This is a genomic window from Streptomyces poonensis (genome assembly GCF_014650915.1).
GTDB classification, from domain to species: domain Bacteria; phylum Actinomycetota; class Actinomycetes; order Streptomycetales; family Streptomycetaceae; genus Streptomyces; species Streptomyces poonensis.
Genome location: NZ_BMVW01000014.1, coordinates 66,248 through 86,981, shown reverse-complemented (window position 1 = coordinate 86,981; position 20,734 = coordinate 66,248). Strand labels below are relative to the sequence as shown.

The window sequence follows — 20,734 nt, the reverse complement described above, 5'->3', positions numbered from 1 at the left end:
CGGGGACGCCCCGGTCACGGTCCGGTCCGGTGCGGCAGCGTTCAGCGCGGAGTCACCCAGTTCGGCGTCCAGGTACCGGCTGCGTCGAGGCCGGCCGCTGCGGCGGCGAGGTGGGCGCGGAGGGTGGCCAGCGCCGGGTGGGGGTTGTCGCGGTGCCAGAGGAGCGAGTGCGGGTAGACAGGGGTCGGGTCGGTGAGCGGAATACGGCGCAGGCCGTGGCCGGCGGGCCAGACGAGGCGCATCTGCTCGCCCATGAAGGTGGCCAGGGCCGGGGTGTCGGCGACGGTGTCGAGGAGCGCGTCGGAGCCGAAGTTCGGGCCGGTCGCCTCGATGGTGAGGCCGAACTCGGCGACGAGGTCGTCGTAGTAGGCGGCCCACTCGGTACCGGGGACGACGCCGGGCATCCAGATCCGGTGCCCGGCGAGCTGGGCGACGGTCACCGACCGGGCGCCCGCCAGCGCGTGGGCAGGGCCGGTGAGGAGCTGGAGCGGCTCGTCGAGCACCCGGACGGACTCGATGTCCTCGGGGAGGGGCCGGCCGGGCATGGCGACGGCGCGGAAGGACGCGTCGATCGCACCGGACCGGATGGCGGCGACGGCCGTATCGATGTCGAACAGCATCACCACGTCGAGTTCGATGTCGGGGTACACGCGGTGGAAGCCGCGCATCAGGCCCGTCGCCGCACCGCGCGAGGCGATCACGTCGACGCGCAGCGGACGGCGGCCGGTGCGCACGGACGTGACCGCGCGCTCGGCGACGCGCAGCAGCTCGCGCGCGTGGGGCAGGAACGCCTGCCCGTCGATGGTGAGCTCGGCGCCGCGTGCGGTGCGGGTGAACAGCCGCACGCCGAGGTTGCGCTCCAGCGCGGCGATGCGCTTGGAGACGGCCTGCTGGGTGACCGCCAGCTCGGCGGCGGCCTCCTGGAACTGCCCCGCGTCGGCGGCGGCGACGAAGGTCCGCACGGTGTCGAGGTCGAGGTCCATGCCGACACCCTAGAGGTACAACCGCTGGTTGTGGCCGATGGGCTCTGCGGTTGTTTGATCCCTGGGCACGGCGCTCGCTTTGATGCTTCCGATCGCGGATCGGTTGTGCGGGTGAGTGGCGAAGGGCGTCGGGCATGAGGAGCGAGCACCGGCTGGGACAGCTGCTCGGGCATCGTCGGCTGGGGCGGCGGTTCGGGTGGCTCTGGGGAGCGTACGGGGCCAGCACGCTCGGCACGTGGCTCGCCTTCGGCGCGTTCCCGCTGATCGCCATCCAGGTGCTGCACGCCGGGCCGGCCGAGGTCGCCGTGCTCTCCGCCGTGGGGGCCGCGGTGGGCGCGGCCGTCGCGGTGCCGTTCGGCCCGTGGGTGGAGTTCCGCCGCAAGCGGCCGGTGCTGATCGCGACGGACCTGGTGCGGTGCGCCGCGCTGCTGACGATCCCCGCCGCGTTCGCGCTCGGCGTGCTCACCTTCCTTCAGCTCCTGCTGGTCTCGGTCGTCGTCGCGGCCGCCGACATCGCCTTCCGCGCCGCCTCCGGCGCGTATCTGAAGACGCTGCTGCCGGCCGAGGACCTGCTCATCGCCAACGCCCGGTTGGAGTCCACGGCCTGGACGAGCACGATCATCGGGCCCCCGCTGGGCGGCGCGGCGATCGGGGTCCTCGGTCCGGTGGCGACGGTGGTGGCCGACGCGGTCAGCTACCTGCTCTCGGCCCTGGGCATCCGTGCGATGGGCGGGCACGAGCCTCGGCCCGAGCGCCGGCAGGCCACCCGCATGCGGGCCGGGGACCTGCTCGACGGCTGGCGGTACATCCTCGCCGACGCGGCACTGCGTCCCCTGCTCTTCAACACCGCCTTGTTCAACGGCCTGGTGATGGCCGTCTCACCGCTGCTGGCCGTCCTGATGCTCGAGCGGCTCGGGTTCGCACCCTGGCAGTACGGCCTCGCCTTCGCCGCGCCCTCGATCGGCGGGCTGCTCGGTGCGCGGCTGGCCCGGCCGCTCGTCGCCCGGTTCGGGCAGTACCAGGTCCTGGTCGTGGCCGGGGCCCTGCGTGCGCTCTGGCCCGTCGGCCTGGCCTTCCTGGGACCTGGCACCGGAGGCTTGCTGCTGGTGACGGGCGTCGAGTTCGGGCTCATCTTCTGCTGCGGGGTCTTCAACCCCGTCCACGCCACCTACCGCCTCGAGCGCACCGCGACCGGCCGGGTCACTCGCACGCTGACCGCCTGGACGGTGACGACCAAGGCCACGACCGCGCTCCTGACGGCCCTCTGGGGCGTACTGGGCAGCCTGCTCGGCCCGCGTACAGCCATCGGCCTGGCCGGCGTGCTCCTACTGGCGACCCCACTGCTGCTCCCCCGCCGCGCGGCAACACCTCTCTCCGGGCCGGAGCCGACACCGAGCCGTACCTGACGGGCCGTCGCGATCGTCACCGCGACCGGGCTGCGCCGCCCCTGTCCGGGTCCGCAGGGCGTACGGCGTGGTGCTCCCGGCGGATCTCGGTGACGGCCCCCGCCGTCAGCCGAGGGCTGTCGGTCCGGACCGGAACCATGTCGGCCAGGTGCTCGGAGAGGCGGCCGCACACCGGCCGGCCGTCACCAGCGCCGAGCAGACCGTCACCAGCGCCGAGCAGACCGTTGAAGCGAGCGACAGCGACACCCGGAGAGCTCACGCATGCCGACCGTCTCCGTGTTCGGCCCGCCGGCGTCGAGGCAGGCCCGGTCGGGTGGGAGGACGGTGCGTCAGCCGGGTCAAGGGGCCCAGTACTGGGCGAGGGCTCCTTGCCGGTACGGGGCCGGGCTCACGCTGAGTTCACCGGCGAAGGGACGGTCCAGGACGAGGACCAGCAGCAGGCTGAAGCCGATGAGGACCGCGACCGAGGCGACGAAGAGGAGCTGGATGCGCAAGCTGCGTACGCCGTACAGAAAGGTGAGCGGGATCAGAACGAACGCGCCGCCGAAGGCCAGGACCTGGAGGAGCGGCGGGAGTTCCTGCTCCGCCATGGTCAGGCGGGCACGGCGCTGGGCGGCGATGTCGTTGATGTTGGTGACGGCCTCCTGGTAGAAGACCTGCTCGCGCCGACTCTTCGGCTCGTAGGCCTGAAGCACCTCGAAGGCGTCTCGCAGGTGGCTCTCCGTGGTTCCGTAGCTCGGCTTTCCCGCACGCAACAGGGGCCACTGCTTCTCGACGACCGCGTGGACGTACCCGCTGAGCGCGGAGTCGAGGCGGGCGCGGACCGGAGCGGGGAAGGCAGCGGCGTCACGGGCGATGAGCGCCGCGTCGGTGGCCTCGGAGGCGACGATGGTCTGGGTGTCGTCCATCTGCGTCCAGAGCGTGACGATGACGAAGGCGAGGATGATTCCGTAGATCGCGCCGAACATGCCCAGCGTCACGCCGACCATGTCGTTGTGCTCGCCCTCGACGACCGCCGGATATCTGCGCCGTACCAGCACGCTGCCGGCGACCGCCAGCAGGGCGGTCACGCCGACGGTGACCATGGCAAGGGCGGAGGTGCTGAAATGGTTGAGCAGCCACAATGACATGAGCGCGCAGTCTAGGCACGCCGCACGCGCCGACAGCGCCCCTCATCGACGGACCAGCACGTAAGCGCGCCGACAGTTCACACCGACGAGTGAGAGACCGGCCGGCTTCGTCACCTGACTGCCACGGTCCGCGGAGACCCGGGCGGGAGCTCGCGGAGCTGCTGCCGTCGTAGGTGGCGGCACTGCGGGTGCCGCCCGCGCCACCGTGGGAAGCGAGCTCCTACGCGGGCTCAGTACGGCTGTCGTTCACCGTGCCCGGGTGTCGGCACTCTGCGGAGACGCTCCGGGGAGTTCCGCCCGCCCGGCCTCGGCGCGCAGCTTGTCCGCCCGCTCGGTCGGGTCGTAGTCCGGTCCGACGCCCTCGATCAGCAGCACATCGCCGTCGATGTGATCCGTACGCAGCCGCAGGATGTCCTGGTATTGGGGTGAGTGATACCAGGCGCGGGCCTCGGCCAGGCCGGGGAACTCGATCAGCACCATGCTGCCGGGCCAGGTTCCCTCCAACACCTCGGCCGGCGGGCCGTGGACACGGAATCGGCCGGCAAAGGGGGCGAGGGTGGCTTGGATGCGCTCCAGATACTCGATGATGTCGGCATGACGGCGGCGGCTGCGGAGATGGGCGAAGCCATAAGCGGGCAACGGTCGGGCTCCTTCGTTCCGTTCGTACCAAGGGGGCGACGGCCGGAACGTAGCCGGAATCGGCAGAGGGGCGCGATTACCCCGTCAGTAATCGCGACCGCCGGCCTTGGTCGTCGCGCCGGGGCCTGCCGCCCGAACCGGGCAGCCGGCGGATCGCCGGTCCCAGCGGGCAGTGTCCTCGGCGCCGGGTGTATGCCACCGGTCCTGGTGTCGTTCTTCGATCGCCGCACTGTGCTCGGCCGACGGCGTGCCCCGGTGGGAATCGACGGATCGACGGATCGACGGATCGGATCAGTTGATCGCATTTTTCGGTCTTCGGACGGAGATCCGATGGCGAAGCGGGACACTCCCGGCCGGGACAGAGCCTGATTTCGGCCCCACAATATCGATTTCCGGACGGAACGAGATTCCACTCTTACAGATTGGCGTGTACACCGACCAACCTGGTGTGAAACGTGGGGCGCGATTCATCGCGTGGTACGACTGAGCACACCGCTCACGTTCAGGACTTCGTGGCAGTTCTGCGCCCGACGGCCGGTGGCCGGTGTTCCCGGCTTCTCACAGGTCACTTCGACGGTCACGGTGTCGTTCTCAGGGATCTCTATGGGGGTCACCCAGTGATAGTCCTGGTTGCGGAAGGTCTCCAGCGCGATCGTGGTGATCTTGCGTTCGCCGAAGGAGATCGTCAGCACCCCCTCGTCCCCTTGGAAGTTCGCGACGACGATGTCCGTGACTCCGAAGACGCTGTTCTCGGGGACCTGGTAGGTACCGGTTCCGCTCTCCCCGTCGGACGTCTCCAGATCGATGGTCGCCGAACTCTGCCGGCCGGCGCCGGCCGCCGTACCGCCGCCCGTCCCGGCGTCACCACCGGCCGAGGTACCGTCACCGGCCGAACCGGGCGGTGCATCCGTGCCCTGCCCACCGGGCCGGGTGTCCGAGCCGTCGCCGGAACCGGTGTCCGTACCCTGCCCGCCGTCCTCCCCGGGGGGCGTGGGACGCGGCTGGACCGCCTCGGTGGCCGCCTCCTCGGCGGCGCTGCGCACCGCCGGACGGACCAGGGCGAACCAGGCGAGCAGCAGCGCGAGCAGCGCCGCGAGCACCGCGAGCAGCCACTTGGGGAAGATCGGTATCTGGACGAACTCCGCGTCCAGCGGCGTGCGGACGGCGGTCATGTCCTGCCGTGCCGCCTCCTGCCGTCCTTCCGCCTCCTCGTCGCCGGTCTCGGCGGTGTCCACGGTGAACGGCCACACCACAGGGGCGCCGAACCACACCGGCCTGCCCGTACGGACCCGCAGCCCGGCCTCCGCCGACTCGCCCGGCTCCAGCGCCGACTGCGCCGGGTTGAAGGCGAACGCCAGCTCCTCCCCCGCCTGGCCGGGGGTGAAGCCCACCCGTACCGGGCAGTTGCCCTGGTTGCGCACCGCCAGCCGGTAGCGGCCGCGCAGCCAGCCGCGCCGACGACGCGGAACCAGCTCGGTGTGCAGCTCCCGGAACTCCTCGACGCGCACGGTGGTCTCGAGGACCCGTACCGACTCGGGGTGCTCGGTCGGCAGGACCCGCACACCGAGGGGTACCTCACCGGCCCGGACCTCCGGAGAGCGCGGCGGTTCGAGGAGGATCGTCACCGTCTCCGAGGTGCCGGGATAGAGGGAGACCCGCGGGGGCTGTGCGGTGGCCCAGGGGGCGCAGTCCCCGACGATCTCCAGGCTGTACGCCTCGACGATGTCGCTGTCGTTACGGACTGTCACACTGGTCGTGGCGGTACCGCCCGGCGCCACCGTCACCGCCGGGATGTCGAGACCGGGCGCACCGGCACCGGAAGAGGCTGCAGAAGGCGTCACATCACGACGGTAAGACCGTGCCCGGGAGCTCAACGAGGAGCGCGAGGGCAACACACGGGCAGTCGTAGTGCCCGGTAAGCAATGACCGAACTCCCTTGTGATGGCGCGTCACCACGGCACTCCGGCACCTTGTGTGCGCCGCATCGGCGCGGTCAGGCCGTCTCCGCGTCACCTCACGGACCTACAAGACAGGTAGCCCCCCATGTCCCCAGAGAGACGCAGTCCGGCCGTGTCCGCCGGCACGTCACGTACGCCCGCACCGACCAGGTCCACGTCCCGCACCTCGGCGCCCGATCGCCCCGGCCGGGTGACCGTGGCCGTCTACGCCGCCGATCCGATCCTGCGCGTCGGCGTCGTGCAGCAATTACGCCCGCGCCCCGAGGTCGACCTGTTCGACGACGCCGACGCGGGGCGGGCCCAGGCGTCACTGGTGGTCGTGGACAGTGTCGACGACGACGTGGTCGCCCTGCTGCACCGGCTGCGGCACAACTCCGCCACCCGTACGGGCCTCGTGGTCGGCACCCTCGGCTCCGGCACGCTGCAACGCGTCATCGAGTGCGGTGTGTCCGCGGTGCTGCGGCGTGCCGAGGCCGACCAGGACCGGCTCCTCCACCTGGTCCTGGCGATGGCCAACGGCGAGGGTGTGCTGCCCGGCGATCTGCTCGGCAAGCTGCTCACGCACATGGGCGGCCTCCAGCGTTCGCCGCTCGCCTCGCGGGAGATGTCCCTGTCCACGCTGACCACGCGGGAGGCGGACATGCTGCGCCTGGTGTCGGAGGGCCTGGACACCGCGGAGATCGCCCGCAAGACCTCGTACTCCGAACGCACCGTGAAGAACGTGCTGCACGAGATCACCACGCGGCTGCAGTTACGCAACCGGGCCCACGCGGTCGGCTACGCCCTGCGCAACGGGCTGATCTGACGGGGACTTCGGTGACCCCGGGGACTTCACGGAGAAGTGACGGGGATCTGACGGCGGGCCGGGAAACCGGCACTGCCCGAAAGCACATCACACGGTTCCCCCGGGTACGGCCCCGCCGCCCTGCCGCGCCGTGCACGGCCGGTGCAGGGTGGCGGGGCACGTCCGAACGCCGCACCGAAACGCGAGGGGAACTGTGATGGCAACCGCTGGCCCCGGCGGGCGACACCGCCCGGGCAGGTTCGGCACGTCGTTGCTGCTGCTGGTTCCGCTGCTCGGGGTGACGGCCGCCTCCGGGCAGAGCGACGACGCGTCGGGGCCGCGGGTGGCCGACGCCGCGGACACCCGGGTGACGTACGCCGGTACCCGGCACCGCAGTCTCGGGCAGGTCGCCGCCGACAAACCCAAGGCCAGCCCACCGCTGTTCGACGAGGGCCCGGCCCACTACGACGTCCAGCCGTCCGCCCTCGGCGACACGCTGGTCTTCGCCAGCCGCCGTGACGAGCGGGACCCGCAGGTCTACCTGCGGTCCGCCGACGGTTCGGTACTCCGTCTCACCACAGGCATGGACGTGGCGCACCCCCGGCTGACGCCGGACGGCGACGCCGTGGTGTTCGACTCGGCCGGACCCGGTGGCCCGGGCGGGCGGGAACAGCGCGACCTGTGGTCGATCCGTACCGACGGCGACGACTTGACCCAGCTCACCGACACGGCCTCGGACGAGGAGTGGCCGACGGTCTCCCCGGACGGGGAGCGCCTGGCGTACTCCAGCGACAGCGACCCGTCGGTCGGACAGCAGGTCTACGTACGGCCCCTGGACGGCGGCGCCGCCTCCCGGATCACCGACCCCGCGAACGGCGCGGCCACCGAACCGGTGTGGAACCCGGTCGACGACGCGGAGCACCAGGACCGGATCGCGTACACCGCCACCGCCGAGGGGGGCGAGCCCCGGCTGCGGATGACGGACGGTGACACCGACGGACCGTGGCTCGGGGGCTCGTACGCGCAGTGGCATGCCCGCGGGGCGGCGTGGATGCCCGACGGGGACAGGTTGCTGTTCCTGAGTCCTGAGGTCACCTGTACCTGCCCGAGCAACTGGGACCATGTGTACAGGGCGGAGCAGCACCGGAACAGCGATCCCGAGGTGGTGCTCGACGAGAACAGGGAGGTCCTCTCGCCCACCTGGCTCGGTTCGGCCGACGGCGGCCGGCCGGTGGTGGAGCGTGTCACGGCGCAGAAACCGAACGAGGTGACCCTCCAGGACGTCCGGTCGGACGGGGCCGACCCCCGTGACCTGGGGCTGCGGCCGCTCCTCAGGGAGGACCCGAAGGCCGACACCAGCACCGATCCCACCGAGGATCCGCTGTTCCGGCCGACCTCCGCCGAGTTCGACCCCTGGACCGAGCGGCAGAACTACACCCCCGACGGCCGCCGGATCGTGTTCACCCGCTTCGAGGACGACGACGAGGGCCGCCGCGTCCAGCGGATCTACATGGTCGACGCCGATGGCTCGAACGAGGAACTCCTGCCGCTCAAGGGACGAGACCCGGCGGACTGGGACACCGACCCGACGTTCTCCCCGGACGGCAGGCGCCTCGCCTTCACCCGGATCTCACCGGGCGGTGTCGGCGACGCCGCGCGAGAGAGCCGTATCCTCGTCGCGGACGTGGCCACCGGGGAGATCACGGGCGAGGTCGTGCCACCGGAGGTGGAGCTCCAAGGGCAGGACGCCCAGCCCACCTGGTCCTCCGACGGCACCACCCTGGCCTTCACCCGCAACCACGCGGCCTCCGGGAGCGGCGGCAACAAGCACGTCTGGACGGTGCTCGTCGACGACCTCGACCAGCAGGACGACCTCGACCAGCAGCAGGACCTGAGCGCCACGGTCTGCCCGCCCGGCTGCCAAGTCGTCGACGACAGCCCGGCGTTCTCCCCGGACGGGCTGAGCATCGCCTTCAACCGCGGCGGCCGGGCCGACGCACGCAACGGCATCCTCCTGGCCTCCCTGTCGGACAACAGCTGCCAGGTACTGCTGCCGACCACCGCCCGCGGCCGCCCCGACGCCTGCCGGCAGGAGCTGCCGGACACCTCGGCGACCGGCCCGTACCAGCCGCGCGACGCCGCCTGGACGGCCGACGGCACCGGCCTGGTGTTCAGCTCCCGGGCCGGCCTCCCCATCAACGCCCCCGAGAAACTGAACCACTTGGACATCGCGTCCGGCGACCTGACCCCGCTCACCACCGGTCTCCCGGGCCGGCAGAAGGAGCCCGGCGTCCAGCAGTCCGTGGACCTCGCGGTCCGGGCGCCCGGCACCGCCCCGGAGGTCACCGTCGGCGACTCCGCCACGATCCGCGTCGACGTCGTCAACAACGGTCCCGCCGCCTCCCCCGGCACCCGGCTGACCGTCGCTCCGCCGCCCGGCGTGCAGATCACCGGGATGACCTGGCCCAAGGACACCTGCGACGCCGCCTCCCTCCAGTGCGACGTCGGCGTGGTGGAGCCCGGCACCACCGTCCCGGTGGACGTGACCCTCACCGGAGTCACCCCCGGTGACGCGCCGGTCGGCTGGTCGGTCGCCGGCACCGTCCTGGACCCGCAGCCCAGCGACAACTCCGGCCGCACCGTGGTACCGGTGCGCGAGGCCCCGCCGCCCTCGCCCTCGCCCACCCCCACGCCGACCACCGGGCCGCCGACGACTCCGCCACCGACATCAAGACCGCCCACGACCCCGGCGCCGCCCACCTCCGCACCGCCCACGACGCCCCGGCCGCCCGCCGTGCCCCCGGAGCCGGAGGAACCCGCGGCCGGACCCGGAGTGCGCGTCACGGCCCAGCCGAACCCCGGCTACGTCGGCGGGCGCGTCGTGGTGACGTACACCGTGCGCAACGGCCGCAACGCGCTGGCCACCGGGCTGCGGCTGCGTATCGGCCTGCCCGCGGGCGTCCCGGACAACGGACCGCCGCCGGGCTGCGACGCCTCCTGGGTGTGCGCGCTGCCGGACCTGGAGCCCGGCGAGAGGACCGTGGTCCGGGTCGTCCTCAGCCCCGACAAGGCACTGACCGGCAACGCCACTGGCAACCTCACCACCACCGGCACGGACGCCGACCGGAGCGACAACACCGCCCGGGAGCGGCTGCGCATCCTCCAGCCGCGTATCGAAGCGGTTCCCGACATCGGCAAGCCCGGCTTCGTCACCTCCGTGCGCGGCAAGGACTTCCCGCCGGGAGTGCCGGTGCGGTTCACCTGGAAGCCGGGGATCACCGCGGCGGCGGCACCGACCGTTCCGCAGCCGGACGGCACGTTCATCGGCCAGTTGCTCATCCTCGCCAAGGACCAGACCGGGCCGCGCGTCATCACCGCCCGGGGTTCCTGGTTCTCGCCGGTGACCACCGACTTCCTGGTGGTCACCGGCAGCGTGCAGCCGCCCGACGAGGTGACCCGCCGATGATCCACGAGGTCGACGAGGGGTTGCGCCGTCTGCTCGGCGAGTCCGGCCTGGAGGCGTCGGGCGTCGAGGTGGTCCTCGACGCCCCCACCCGGGACTGGGCGGCGCGCCGCACCGGCCCCACGGTCTGCGCCTTCCTGTACGACATCCGCGAGGACGCCGCCCGGCGCGGCAGCGGTGGCGGCGAGGTGTACGACGCGGACGGGCACGTGGTGGCGCGGCGCGTCCCGCCCCGCTGGTTCGAGCTGACGTACCTGGTCACGGCGTGGGCGAGCCGCCCGCAGGACGAGCACCGGCTGCTGTCGCAGGTACTGGCCACGCTGATGGCCACCGAGGTGCTGCCCGAGCGGCTGCTCACGGGCACGCTCGCCGAACTCGGCCTGACCGTGGGCCTGGAGACCGCCGGGGCCGCGGCCGACGCGCCGTCCGCCGCCGATGTGTGGTCGGCGCTCGGCGGTGAGCTGAAGGCGTCGCTCGGGGTACGGGTGCGCGCGCCCCTCGCCGGGGTGAGCCGGGCCGCCGCGCCGCCGGTGACGGAGGGGCTCGTGGTGCGCTCCGCCGTCCGGCGTGAGGACGGTGAGGCGGTGGCGGGGCGTCGGCTGCGCTACGCGGAGACAGGGGATCCCGGTCCTGAGGGGTTCGCCGGTCCGCGTGAGCGGCCGTCCGCCCCCGCACGACGCCGCCGCCGGGGTGATCGCCAGCCGTGACTCACCCTGTCGAGACCGCCGTGGCCGACGGCGTCCCCGCCCGCCCCGGCACCGAAGCCGTCCCCGCCGACGTGGACCACCTGTGGACGCGGCTCCGTCTGGTCGAGGAGCGCGTACGGCACGCGGTGGCGGTCCGCCGCGCCGCCGATCCCGACCCCGACGACCCGTACCGGGGCCAGTACCTCACACCCGAGGCGGCGGCCCGCATCCTGGACGAGCCGGGCGGCCTCGACGTACCCGCCCACGAACCCTGGCGGCCACCGGCCGGTTCCGTCCTCGGCGGCCTCGCCGTCCGGTTCGGCCTGTCCTCGCTGGACCTGGACCTGCTCCTGATCGCGGTGGCGCCCGACCTGGACGCGCGGTTCGAACGGCTCTACGGCTACCTCAACGACGACCTGACGCGCCGTCGGCCCACGGTCGGGCTCGCCCTGGAGCTGTGCGGGCTCGCCGGGGCGTCCTCCGCCCGCTTCCGGCTCGCCCCGGGAGCGCCGCTGGTCGCGGGCGGTCTGGTGGAGGTCACCGAGCCGGAACGGCCGCCGCTGTCCCGGGTCCTGGTGGTCCCCGACCGGGTCACCGCGCACCTCCTGGGCGACGTACGGCCCGACGTCCGGCTCGCCGGGGTGCTCGACGAGGCCCGGGAGGACCCGACCGCCGACGCGGCGGAGGTCCACCGGGCGGCGGCCGCGGCGGGGACCGGCGCCGGTCTCGTCCTCCTGCGCAGCCGGGGCGGCGACGCCGAGGGGCTGGCCCCGGCCGCCCTGCGCGCGGCCGGGCTGCGCCCGCTCGTGCTGGACGCGGCGGCGCTCGCCCGGCGCTCCGGGGACGTACCCGAGCTCGCCCGGGTCGCCGCCCTGGAGGCCCGCCTGACGGGTGCCGGGGTCGTGCTCGGCCCGCTGGAGGCGCTGCCCGAGGAGCCCGGCGAACGGGCCCGTACGCTGCGGGCGTTGTGTGCGGCGCTGCGAGGACTCCCCCTGTTGACGTACGGCGCGGTCGGCTGGGACCCGGCGTGGGCGGCCGACACCCCCGTCGTCCTGACCGTGCCGCCGCCGTCTCCCGAGCGGCAGGCGGCACGCTGGCGGTACGCCCTCGGCCGGGCGGCCGCCGGTGACGGCGGCGTGTCCGGTGACGACCTCCTGACCGGTGACGACGTCGTGACCGGCGCCAGCGTCGTGACCGGCGACGCGGAGGCGCTCGCCCGGGCGGTCGCCGCGCACCGCCTGGACTCCGGCCAGCTGCGCCGGGCCGCCGACGTGGCGACGCGCACGGCGGCCCTCGAGGGCCGCCCGGTCGGCGCCGAGGACCTGCGCACCGCCGTACGCGCGCAGAACGGCGCGGGGCTGGACCGGCTGGCCCGCCGGGTGGAGCCGGACGTCGGCTGGGACGACCTGGTGCTCCCGCCGGCCACCCACCGGCGGCTGCGCGAACTCGCCCTGCGCGCCCGTCACCGCGAGCAGGTGCTCGGGCAGTGGGGGATGCGGCCCGGCGGCGGTCGCGGGCGCGGCGTGATCGCCCTGTTCGCGGGCGAGTCGGGCACCGGCAAGACCATGTCCGCCGAGGTCGTCGCGGCGGACCTGGGCATGGACCTGTATGTGGTGGACCTGTCCACGGTCGTCGACAAGTACGTCGGCGAGACCGAGAAGAACCTGGAGCGCATCTTCACCGAGGCGTCGGCGGTCAACGCGGTGCTGCTCTTCGACGAGGCCGACGCGATCTTCGGCAAGCGCTCGGAGGTGAAGGACGCGCACGACCGGCACGCCAACATCGAGTCGGCGTACCTGCTGCAGCGCATGGAGTCGTTCGACGGCATCGCGGTGCTGACGACCAATCTCCGCGCCAACCTGGACGAGGCGTTCACGCGCCGCCTGGACGTGGTGGCGGACTTCCCGGTGCCCGACGCCGACCAGCGGCTGGCCCTGTGGGAGCGGTGCCTGGGGGACCGTCTGCCCCGCGCCGGCGACCTGGACCTCGCCTTCTGTGCGGACCGCTTCGAACTGGCCGGGGGCTCGATCCGGGCCTGCGCGGTGACCGCGGCCTACCTCGCGGCGGAGTCCGGGCAGCCGCTCACGATGCGGCAGACGGTGGCCGCGATCGCCCAGGAGTACCGCAAGCTCGGGCGGCTGGTCCTGGAGAGCGAGTTCGGGCCGTATCTGGCGGAGGCCACCGGCGCCTGAGGCCGGCGGCGCCCTGTCAGGACTCCCTCCCAGGACTCCCTGTCAGGGCTCCCTGTCAGGGCTTGACCCGCATCACGGCCTTGCTGAGGTCCACGCTGTTGGGCAGCATCGCCTGCGGACGCAGGAGGTCCTTGAGGAGGAAGTTCATCAGTTCCGTACCGGACATGTTCTTCAGCCGGTCCGCCAGCGCGGGGTTGACCTCCTCCAGCCGCATGATCTCCAGCACCGCGCGGTCCACCAGGCCGGGAACGATGTCCCTGCCCCTCAGCGTGTTGGAGCGGAGCCGCTCCTTGTACTCCTTCTTCCGGGCGCCGGAGCCGTAGGTCATCGTGCTGTGCTCGTCCGCCGCGGCCTGGGTCTTGGCGTAGAGGATCTGGCTTCCCCGCTGCTCGTCCGGCTCCTGCTTGGACAGCTCCAGGATCTTCTCGAGGTCCACGTCCGCTTTGCCGGCTCCGAGGTCGAAGTTCCGCACGGGCAGGGAGAACTCGGCGGGCATCTTCTCCCTGCGGGTGGGCAGCTGGCTCCTGGTTGCCGCGGGGTCGGTGGGCTTGGCGTGGATCGTCGGGTACTCCCGCTGGGCGAAGTCGCTGAGCATGAGCCAGCCCTGGGACTCCAGGGGCGAGTCCGCGAGCGGGATCTCGAAACGGACCTTCCCGAACCGGGTGTCGCGGAACTCGCTGCCCGGCGCCTCCAGGAAGAAGAAGACGAAGCCCTCGTTCGCGAGGACGTGTCTGTCGTAGCCCTCGGAGTTGTTGGGCGCGTCGGGGTCCGCCTTCAGCAGTTCCGTCTTCGACTTGATCTGGTTCGCCCGGCTCAGCTGTCGCGCCCGCTCCTCGTCCTTGGTGTAGTGACACAGCACGCTCTGCCGCAGCGCGGCGGCCAGCGTCCGCTCGACGTCGCTCACCCAGTCCTGGCGTCCGCGGGTCCTGATGTCGTTGGCCATACCGGCCCGGTTCATCTCGGAGAGCTCGCGGAAATAGCTCGGCCCGCTCATGGCGAAGGCCACAGCGCTGTCGGCCCAGGTCTCCTCGTTCCAGAGCAGGCCGCCCGCGGTCATCGCCTCGAAGGGGGCGCGGGCTTCCGCGGGGAAGTCGCTGTCCCGGCCGATCTGTTCGGTCACCAGGTCGTTCTCGGCCTTGAGCGCCGAGCGGGCCGCGGTCAGGAACTCCCTGGCGGGCCTGGTCTCCCGCTCGGGCTTCCCTTCGAGGTTCTCCTCGGCGTTGCTGACCGCCAGCAGCAGTTCGAGCAGCTGCTGCAGACAGTGCATGGGCTCACGCTTGGGATCTCCGTCGTACCGCTCGATGCCCCGGCGGATCGCCGTCAGTTCGGGGGACTCCTGCGCGGGCGCGCGTCCCCAGGCCTTGAGGAAGGACGGCAGGGAGCCGCTGCCGGACCCCGCGGCCGGCAGCTTGCCCGAGAGCGCCTCGTGGCCCTTGCGCTGGATCACCGCCGACCGAGAGGACGCCGCCCCGGTGGACGCCGTCCCGGCGAGCGCCGTCCCTGCGGACGCCGCCGTGTCCGCCTCGGCCCGTTGCACGGGCGCGGGGCCCGCCATGATCCGGTGCGCGTTCGCCTCCGCCTCCCGTTCGAACCGGTCCGAAGGGTCGGACACACGCAGGCCGTTCCCGTGGTCCGTGCCCGCCACCGGCCCCTGCCGCTGCTGGACGACGTGGGTGAGTTCATGCGCGAGAGTGTGCTTGTCGCCGCCGCCGTCGCCGAGGACGACATGGCTGCCCGAGGTGTAGGCGCGCGCGCCGATGGCACGGGCCGAGCGGGCCGCCACGGCGCCGGTGTGCAGCCGTACGCCGGAGAAGTCGGTGCCGAACCGGGACTCCATCTCCGTGCGCAGCGGCCCGGCGAGCGGTCTGCCGGCCGAGCGCAGGACGTCGTGCACTTCGGTGCCGGGCTGTTCCGGGGCGTCCGTGGTACGTGCACGGCGGGCGATCATGCCGGTCACCGCGGCGTTGCCCGCGTCGCCCTGGGCGGCCCGGAGCGCGGCGGCCGTGAGCGGGGGCGGTACGGCGGCGCCGTTCCCGGAGGTCTCCCGCCGGGCGGTGGCCTGGCCGTGCGCCGGCTGTCGGTCCTCGGTCCGGCCGGTGCGCGGCTTGGAAGTCTGCACCCGCTGCCTCCTCGTCGGCGCCCGTGCTGCGGCTCTCCACTTCACCGCGGGGGCGAACGGGGCGTCCAGGTCCGGACGGGCAGCACGAGGGCAAGGATGAGCGACGTCCGGACGGTCAGCGTGGGGCGTCCGTAGAGGCAGATGTGTTGCCCCCGGGCAGGTCCGCGGGTCCCTGCCGCCGCGCCGGTCCGGTCCGCAGACTCGGCCTGGACACAGGTGACCGCAAGGACGTTAAGGAGCGAGCATGCCGACGTACCTCACCCCGGGCGTGTACGTGGAGGAGGTGCAGTCCGGTGCCCGGCCGATCGAAGGGGTCGGCACGGCCGTCGCCGCGTTCGTCGGCTTCGCGGAGCAGGGCCCGTTCCACGCCCCGACGCTGGTCACCAGCTGGGACCAGTACACCCAGGTGTTCGGCGGCTTCACCGAGGGCACCTATCTCGCCCACGCGGTCTACGGGTACTTCTCCAACGGCGGCGGCGCCGCGTACGTGGTGCGCATCGGCGGAGCGGCCGAGACCGGCGCCCCGTCGGCGAACGGTGCCCAGCGGGGCCGGGAGGACAAGGCCGTGCGGCCGGTGGAGCTCGGCGGCTTCCTGATCGCGGCCAGGCCGGGCGTGACCGGGGTGTCGGTGGAGGTCGCCGACGTCGACGGCGAGAACCCGCCGGAGGACCGCTTCAGGATCCTGGTCCGCCAGGGCGACCAGGTCGCGGAGACGTACGACGCCTCCACCCGCAAGAACGTCAAGGGGTACTGGGTCACCCAGGCCCGCGCCTCCCGGCTGATCGAGGTCACCGAGCAGCGCGGCGCGTCCCAGACCAGGCCCGCCGCCCAGACCCTCGCGATCCCCGACGCCGCCGGCGCCCCCGCCTCCAGCGGCTCCGGCGAGCCGGCCCGCATCGACCCCGCCGAGTACGTCGGCGACGCGGCGGCCCGCACCGGGTTCGGCGGCCTGGAGACCATCGACGAGATCACCATGGTCGCGGTGCCCGACCTGATGGGCGCCTACCAGCGCGGCGACATCGACGCCGAGGGCGTGCGCACCGTGCAGCTCGCCGTCATCTCGCACTGCGAGCAGATGGGCGACCGCGTCGCCGTCCTCGACGCCCCGCCCGGACTCAACGCCCAGCAGGTGCGCACCTGGCGCAACGACGAGGCGGGCTACGACTCCCGGTACGCCACCCTCTACTACCCGTGGGTGCGGGTCTTCGACCCGGCCCTCGGACGCAACACCACCGTCCCGCCGAGCGGTCACGTCGCCGGTGTGTGGGCGCGCAGCGACGCCGAGCGCGGTGTGCACAAGGCGCCCGCCAACGAGGTGATCCGCGGCGCGGTCGACCTGGAGCTCCGCCTCAGCAAGGGCGAACAGGACCTGCTCAACCCGATCGGCGTGAACTGCATCCGGGCCTTCCCCGGCCGCGGCATCCGGATCTGGGGCGCCCGCACCCTCTCCTCCGACCCGGCCTGGCGCTACCTGAACGTGCGCCGCCTGTTCAACTACCTGGAGGAGTCCATCCTCCTGGGCACCCAGTGGGTCGTGTTCGAGCCCAACGACGACCGGCTGTGGTCCAGCATCCGCCGCAACGTCACCGCGTTCCTCACCGAGGAATGGCGCCGGGGCGCACTGTTCGGCCGTACCGCCGACGAGGCGTTCTATGTGAAGTGCGACCGCGACAACAACCCGCAGGAGTCCATCGACCAGGGCCGGGTCGTCTGCGAGATCGGCGTCTCGCCGGTCAAGCCCGCCGAGTTCGTGGTCTTCCGGCTGGCCCAGTTCTCCGACACCACCAGCCTCATCGACGAGTGACCCGCGGGTCTGCAAGGAAAGGTTGACAGACAGTCATGGCAACGGGCGATGCGCTTTCCACCCACGTCTTCGGCGTGCAGCTCGGCGGATACCTGGTGGAGTCGATCCAGGAGATCAGCGGGTTCACCGTCGAGGAGGATGTCGTCGAGGTCAAGCAGGTCACCGCGGAGGGCAAGCAGATCATCCGCAAGCAGCCGGGTGCCCGGCAGGCCGGCGAGATCACGATCACCCGAGGGCTCGACCAGAGCAGCGAGTTCACCAACTGGATCAAGGAGACCCTCAACAACGGCGCCGTCAACACCGCGCGGCAGAACCTCACCATCGAGATCAAGGACACCGAGGGCAACACGGTCCGCCGCATCCAGCTGATGCAGGGCTGGGCCTCCAAGTGGGAGGGCCCGTCCCTGAAGGCGGGCGAGTCGTCCCCGGCCACCGAGTCGGTCACGATCACGTTCGAGGAGATCGTCGTCGAATGAGGCGCCGTACGGTGACGGCGGGCAACCTGGAGGATCTCCTCCAGGTGACGGCGCCCGCCCAGGCGCCGGAGCAGGCGGCGGCCCCCACTCCGGCCGCCGCCCCGCCACGCCCTGAGGACAGCAGCGGGCTGCGCACCGAGTTCGAGTTCGAGCTGCCGCGCGGGTACGTCGACGAGGCGGGCACGGTGCACCGCCACGGCGCGATGCGGCTGGCCACGGCCCGGGACGAGCTGCGGCCCCAGATCGACCTGCGCGTCAAGGAGAACCCGGCGTACCTGAGCGTGGTGCTGCTGAGCCAGGTGATCACCCGGATCGGCTCGATCACCGATGTGCACGCCGGCGTCGTGGAACGGATGTACGCCACCGACGTCGCCTTCCTCCAGGACTTCTACCGCCGCGTCAACAGCGAGGGCCACACCCGCGCGGCGGTGACCTGCCCGCACTGCGAGGGCGGCTTCGAGGTCGACCTCTCGGGTGGGCGCCTGGGGGAATCGTGACGTACGCGCTTCCCCGGCTCCGGGAGGAGATCGCGTACATCGCCTATCACTTCCACTGGCCACGTGAGGAGATCCTCGACCTCACCCACGGCGAACGGCAGCAGTGGGTGGCCGAGATCGCCCGCATCAACACCCGCATGAACGAAGGCGGTTGATCACATGGCATGGCGGGACTGGCTGCGCCGCCGGGCCGCCGGAGCGGACACCGCGGGCCGTGCGCGGCACGGGGTTCGCTCCGGCGCCGGTGCAGGCGGACCGTCCAGCGCCGGTCCGTCCAGCGCCGGTCCGTCCAGCGACGGCCCGGACGGACCGGAGCGGAGCGCGCCCGGCGTCCCGGGTTCCTCCGTGCCTGGCGGCTGGGACGGCGGCTGGCGCAGCACCACGGCGCCGGACCTCACCGTCTCCCGCGCCCCGCTCGGCGTCAGCGACGGCCTCGCCTTCCGTGCGGGCCTGACCGCCTGGCAGAACCCGTCGTTCGGTACCGGCCTCGGCCACGCCGTACTGCCCACGGCGCCGGCCGGCCTGGTGCGCGGCGTCACACGTCCGGCCGCCGCCCCGCAGCCCGCCCTTCGCACCGGCGGGGGTCCGTTGCTGCTCCGGGCGGTGCGCCCACAGGGGGCGGACGGCTTGGAACAGGGCCGTGCACCGGATGCCGGGGGTGCGGGCGCCGGGACGGCGGGCACCGGGATTCCGGACGGCGCGACTTCGGGCAGTGCGGCTCGGACACCGTCCGCCGCGCGGGGATCGCAGGGCGCGCGTCGGGCGCGTCCGGGTGCGCAGTCGTCCGGCCCGGTGCTGTCCGGGTCGGGCGCGTCCGGCACGGCTTCGGCCCCGTCCGGCACGGCTTCGGCCGGTACGGCTGCGTCCGGCTCGGAGTTCCCCGCCGTACGGCCTTCCCGTAGCGGCGCCGGAGCGGCGGAGGCGGGCGCCGGGCGGGCACTCGTCGAGGGGCGTCACGGCGACAGCGGCACCGCGGGGACGGACGGTCCGGGGAATGCCCCACGGACCCGCGGCCTCACGTCCGCGGGTTCTCCCACTGTGCTTCCCCTGTCGGCCCCGCCCGTCCGACGAGCCGTGCAGCAGGGCCCCGGCCCGGTCGTGACTTCCGGAGACACCGGCGTCCGGTCGGCCGTTCCTGAGATCCCTCTGGTACGACGTGTGGCGGTGGTCCCGGGCGCGGTCGCCGGCGGAGCCGTGGCACGGTCCGCTCCGGGCAGGCCCACCGTACGGGCACGGTCCGACTCGCCCGCGGCGGAGTCCGGGCGCGCATCGCGGTCACCGGCCGGTTCCGGGAGGCGTACGCCGTCCGGCCCGGCCGTCCAACGCGCCGCGAGGGGAACGGCCGAGCCACGGTCCCCCCAGGAAGGCGGACAGCCGCAGGAGCCCCGTCCTTCCGGCACCGATGTGGACGTGTCCCACCCGGCCGTCCGGCTTCACCCGGTGGGGCCGCGCCTGACCGTCGCCCGGCGCCCGGCCGGACCCGTGCGCCGTGTGCTCTCGGTGCGGCCCGCCGCCGCCCCGCAGTCCGGCGACGGCACCGCCCCTGACGTTCCCGTCCCTTCGTCCACCTCGCCGGCACCCGCCGGGACGACGGCGGACGCCATCGCTCCTGTGCAGCGCGCCGCCACACCGCCCGCGAGCAGGAGCCGCGCACCCCTAGGCGCCCCGCTGAGCGAACTGCCGTCCACGGCTCAGCCGTTGCCGGGCGAGACCGCTCCGCACCCCGCGCCCGGCATCGGATCCGCGTCCGGTCCGACGCTGCCCGTCGTCCAGCGTCACGCCGAAGGAACGATCAGCACGCCGGACCCGTACGACGGCAGTCGCAAGGCACCGGCTCCCGGCGGCGCGAAGGACACGGCCCACGGCACCGCCGCACCGATCGACGACCCGCACAGGCCTTTCGGCCCCGGCCCCGGCCGCCGCGGGGCACGTGCGCGCGGCGGCCTGGGCGCCCCGCTGTCCGCGCTGCCGCCGAGCGCCGGCCTGCCCGATTCCGCCGCGTCCGGCGGACGCGCCTCCCGTACGGCGTCCAGCAGCGCGGATGTCCAGCGCGCCCCGGCGCCGCCGCTCACCGCGCACGGCCACACGACACCTGACGGGACCGCACCGCGCACACCGGGAGAGCGCGGGGCGGACGCGCCACTGCTGGGAACGGCCGACGTGCAGCGCCGTCTCGCGGACCGGTCGTCGCCCGGAGGCACCCGGGAGCCCGGCCCCGTCCGCCACGGGGACGGAACCGCCACGCCGCTGGTGACCCCGCCCTCGGCCGCGGCACCCCACCACCCGGCGGGCGAGGTTTCCGCCGGCACGGCGTCCGGCGGGTCCGGTTCCGGCGAACAACGGGCCCACGGCCCCACCAGTCCCACAGGTTCCACGAATCTCACTGATCCCATCGATCCCACTGGTCCCATCGCCCGAACCCCGGTCGTGGTCGCGCGGACCGTGGCCGAAGGCACCCGAGGCGCCAGCCGCTCCGGCCCTTCCCGCCTGCGTTCCTTCGCCGCGCCCCGCTCCGGAGCACCCTCGACCCCGGTGGCGCCTCACGTCCTTCCTCTGCTCGCCGCACGCCCGCTCTCCCTGAACACCCGGGCCCCGGA

Annotated in this window: 14 protein-coding genes; 9 read left to right on the top strand and 5 right to left on the bottom strand. The window is 73.2% G+C overall.

Annotated features, from left to right (window positions below; genetic code table 11):
- Positions 1-41: 41 nt before the first annotated feature.
- A complete protein-coding gene (locus tag IE242_RS27835; protein WP_189864016.1) occupies positions 42-983 on the bottom strand; it encodes a LysR family transcriptional regulator in 942 nt (313 codons plus the stop codon).
- Positions 984-1,117: 134 nt separating this feature from the next.
- Between IE242_RS27835 and IE242_RS27830 the strand changes: the two genes are divergently transcribed.
- Positions 1,118-2,389, top strand: a complete 1,272-nt coding sequence (locus IE242_RS27830; RefSeq protein ID WP_189864013.1) for an MFS transporter — start codon at positions 1,118-1,120, stop codon at positions 2,387-2,389.
- 338 nt (positions 2,390-2,727) lie between these two features.
- Here IE242_RS27830 and IE242_RS27825 read toward each other — a convergent pair whose 3' ends face one another.
- The 3 genes from IE242_RS27825 to IE242_RS27815 all read right to left on the bottom strand — a co-directional run bounded on the left by IE242_RS27825 (position 2,728) and on the right by IE242_RS27815 (position 5,999).
- Positions 2,728-3,519, bottom strand: a complete 792-nt coding sequence (locus IE242_RS27825; protein WP_189864011.1) for a bestrophin-like domain — start codon at positions 3,517-3,519, stop codon at positions 2,728-2,730.
- Between the two features lie 246 nt (positions 3,520-3,765).
- Positions 3,766-4,158, bottom strand: a complete 393-nt coding sequence (locus IE242_RS27820; RefSeq protein WP_189864009.1) for a DUF1330 domain-containing protein — start codon at positions 4,156-4,158, stop codon at positions 3,766-3,768.
- A gap of 467 nt (positions 4,159-4,625) precedes the next feature.
- Positions 4,626-5,999, bottom strand: a complete 1,374-nt coding sequence (locus tag IE242_RS27815; protein WP_229859527.1) for a COG1470 family protein — start codon at positions 5,997-5,999, stop codon at positions 4,626-4,628.
- Positions 6,000-6,201: 202 nt separating this feature from the next.
- Between IE242_RS27815 and IE242_RS27810 the strand changes: the two genes are divergently transcribed.
- The 4 genes from IE242_RS27810 to IE242_RS27795 all read left to right on the top strand — a co-directional run bounded on the left by IE242_RS27810 (position 6,202) and on the right by IE242_RS27795 (position 13,241).
- Positions 6,202-6,921: a helix-turn-helix transcriptional regulator gene (locus tag IE242_RS27810; protein WP_189864007.1), complete on the top strand. Its 720-nt coding sequence runs from the start codon at positions 6,202-6,204 to the stop codon at positions 6,919-6,921.
- A gap of 196 nt (positions 6,922-7,117) precedes the next feature.
- Positions 7,118-10,366, top strand: coding sequence for a DUF11 domain-containing protein (locus IE242_RS27805; RefSeq protein ID WP_189864005.1), 3,249 nt, complete (start codon positions 7,118-7,120; stop codon positions 10,364-10,366).
- Positions 10,363-11,070, top strand: coding sequence for a Pvc16 family protein (locus IE242_RS27800; protein ID WP_189864003.1), 708 nt, complete (start codon positions 10,363-10,365; stop codon positions 11,068-11,070). Before IE242_RS27805 ends, IE242_RS27800 begins: the two co-directional genes overlap by 4 nt.
- A 20-nt stretch (positions 11,071-11,090) precedes the next feature.
- Positions 11,091-13,241, top strand: coding sequence for an AAA family ATPase (locus IE242_RS27795; RefSeq protein ID WP_189864277.1), 2,151 nt, complete (start codon positions 11,091-11,093; stop codon positions 13,239-13,241).
- Positions 13,242-13,296: 55 nt separating this feature from the next.
- Here IE242_RS27795 and IE242_RS27790 read toward each other — a convergent pair whose 3' ends face one another.
- Positions 13,297-15,360 carry an eCIS core domain-containing protein gene (locus tag IE242_RS27790; protein ID WP_229859525.1) on the bottom strand — a complete coding sequence of 688 codons (2,064 nt, stop codon included), beginning with the start codon at positions 15,358-15,360 and terminating at the stop codon, positions 13,297-13,299.
- Between the two features lie 244 nt (positions 15,361-15,604).
- On the opposite strand from IE242_RS27790, the gene IE242_RS27785 reads away from it, so the two are divergent.
- From IE242_RS27785 to IE242_RS27770, 4 genes are read left to right on the top strand one after another with little or no spacing between them, the layout of a single operon-like run.
- Entirely contained in the window at positions 15,605-17,164 is a 1,560-nt protein-coding gene (locus IE242_RS27785; protein WP_189864001.1) for a phage tail sheath family protein, read from the top strand.
- Between the two features lie 35 nt (positions 17,165-17,199).
- Positions 17,200-17,640 carry a phage tail protein gene (locus IE242_RS27780; protein WP_189863999.1) on the top strand — a complete coding sequence of 147 codons (441 nt, stop codon included), beginning with the start codon at positions 17,200-17,202 and terminating at the stop codon, positions 17,638-17,640.
- Positions 17,637-18,137 (top strand): zinc-ribbon domain-containing protein, encoded by a 501-nt coding sequence (locus IE242_RS27775; RefSeq protein ID WP_189863997.1) that lies wholly within the window; start codon positions 17,637-17,639, stop codon positions 18,135-18,137. The genes IE242_RS27780 and IE242_RS27775 overlap by 4 nt, the downstream gene beginning before the upstream one ends.
- Positions 18,134-18,292 carry a DUF6760 family protein gene (locus IE242_RS27770; RefSeq protein ID WP_189863995.1) on the top strand — a complete coding sequence of 53 codons (159 nt, stop codon included), beginning with the start codon at positions 18,134-18,136 and terminating at the stop codon, positions 18,290-18,292. Before IE242_RS27775 ends, IE242_RS27770 begins: the two co-directional genes overlap by 4 nt.
- The last annotated feature ends 2,442 nt before the right edge of the window (positions 18,293-20,734 follow it).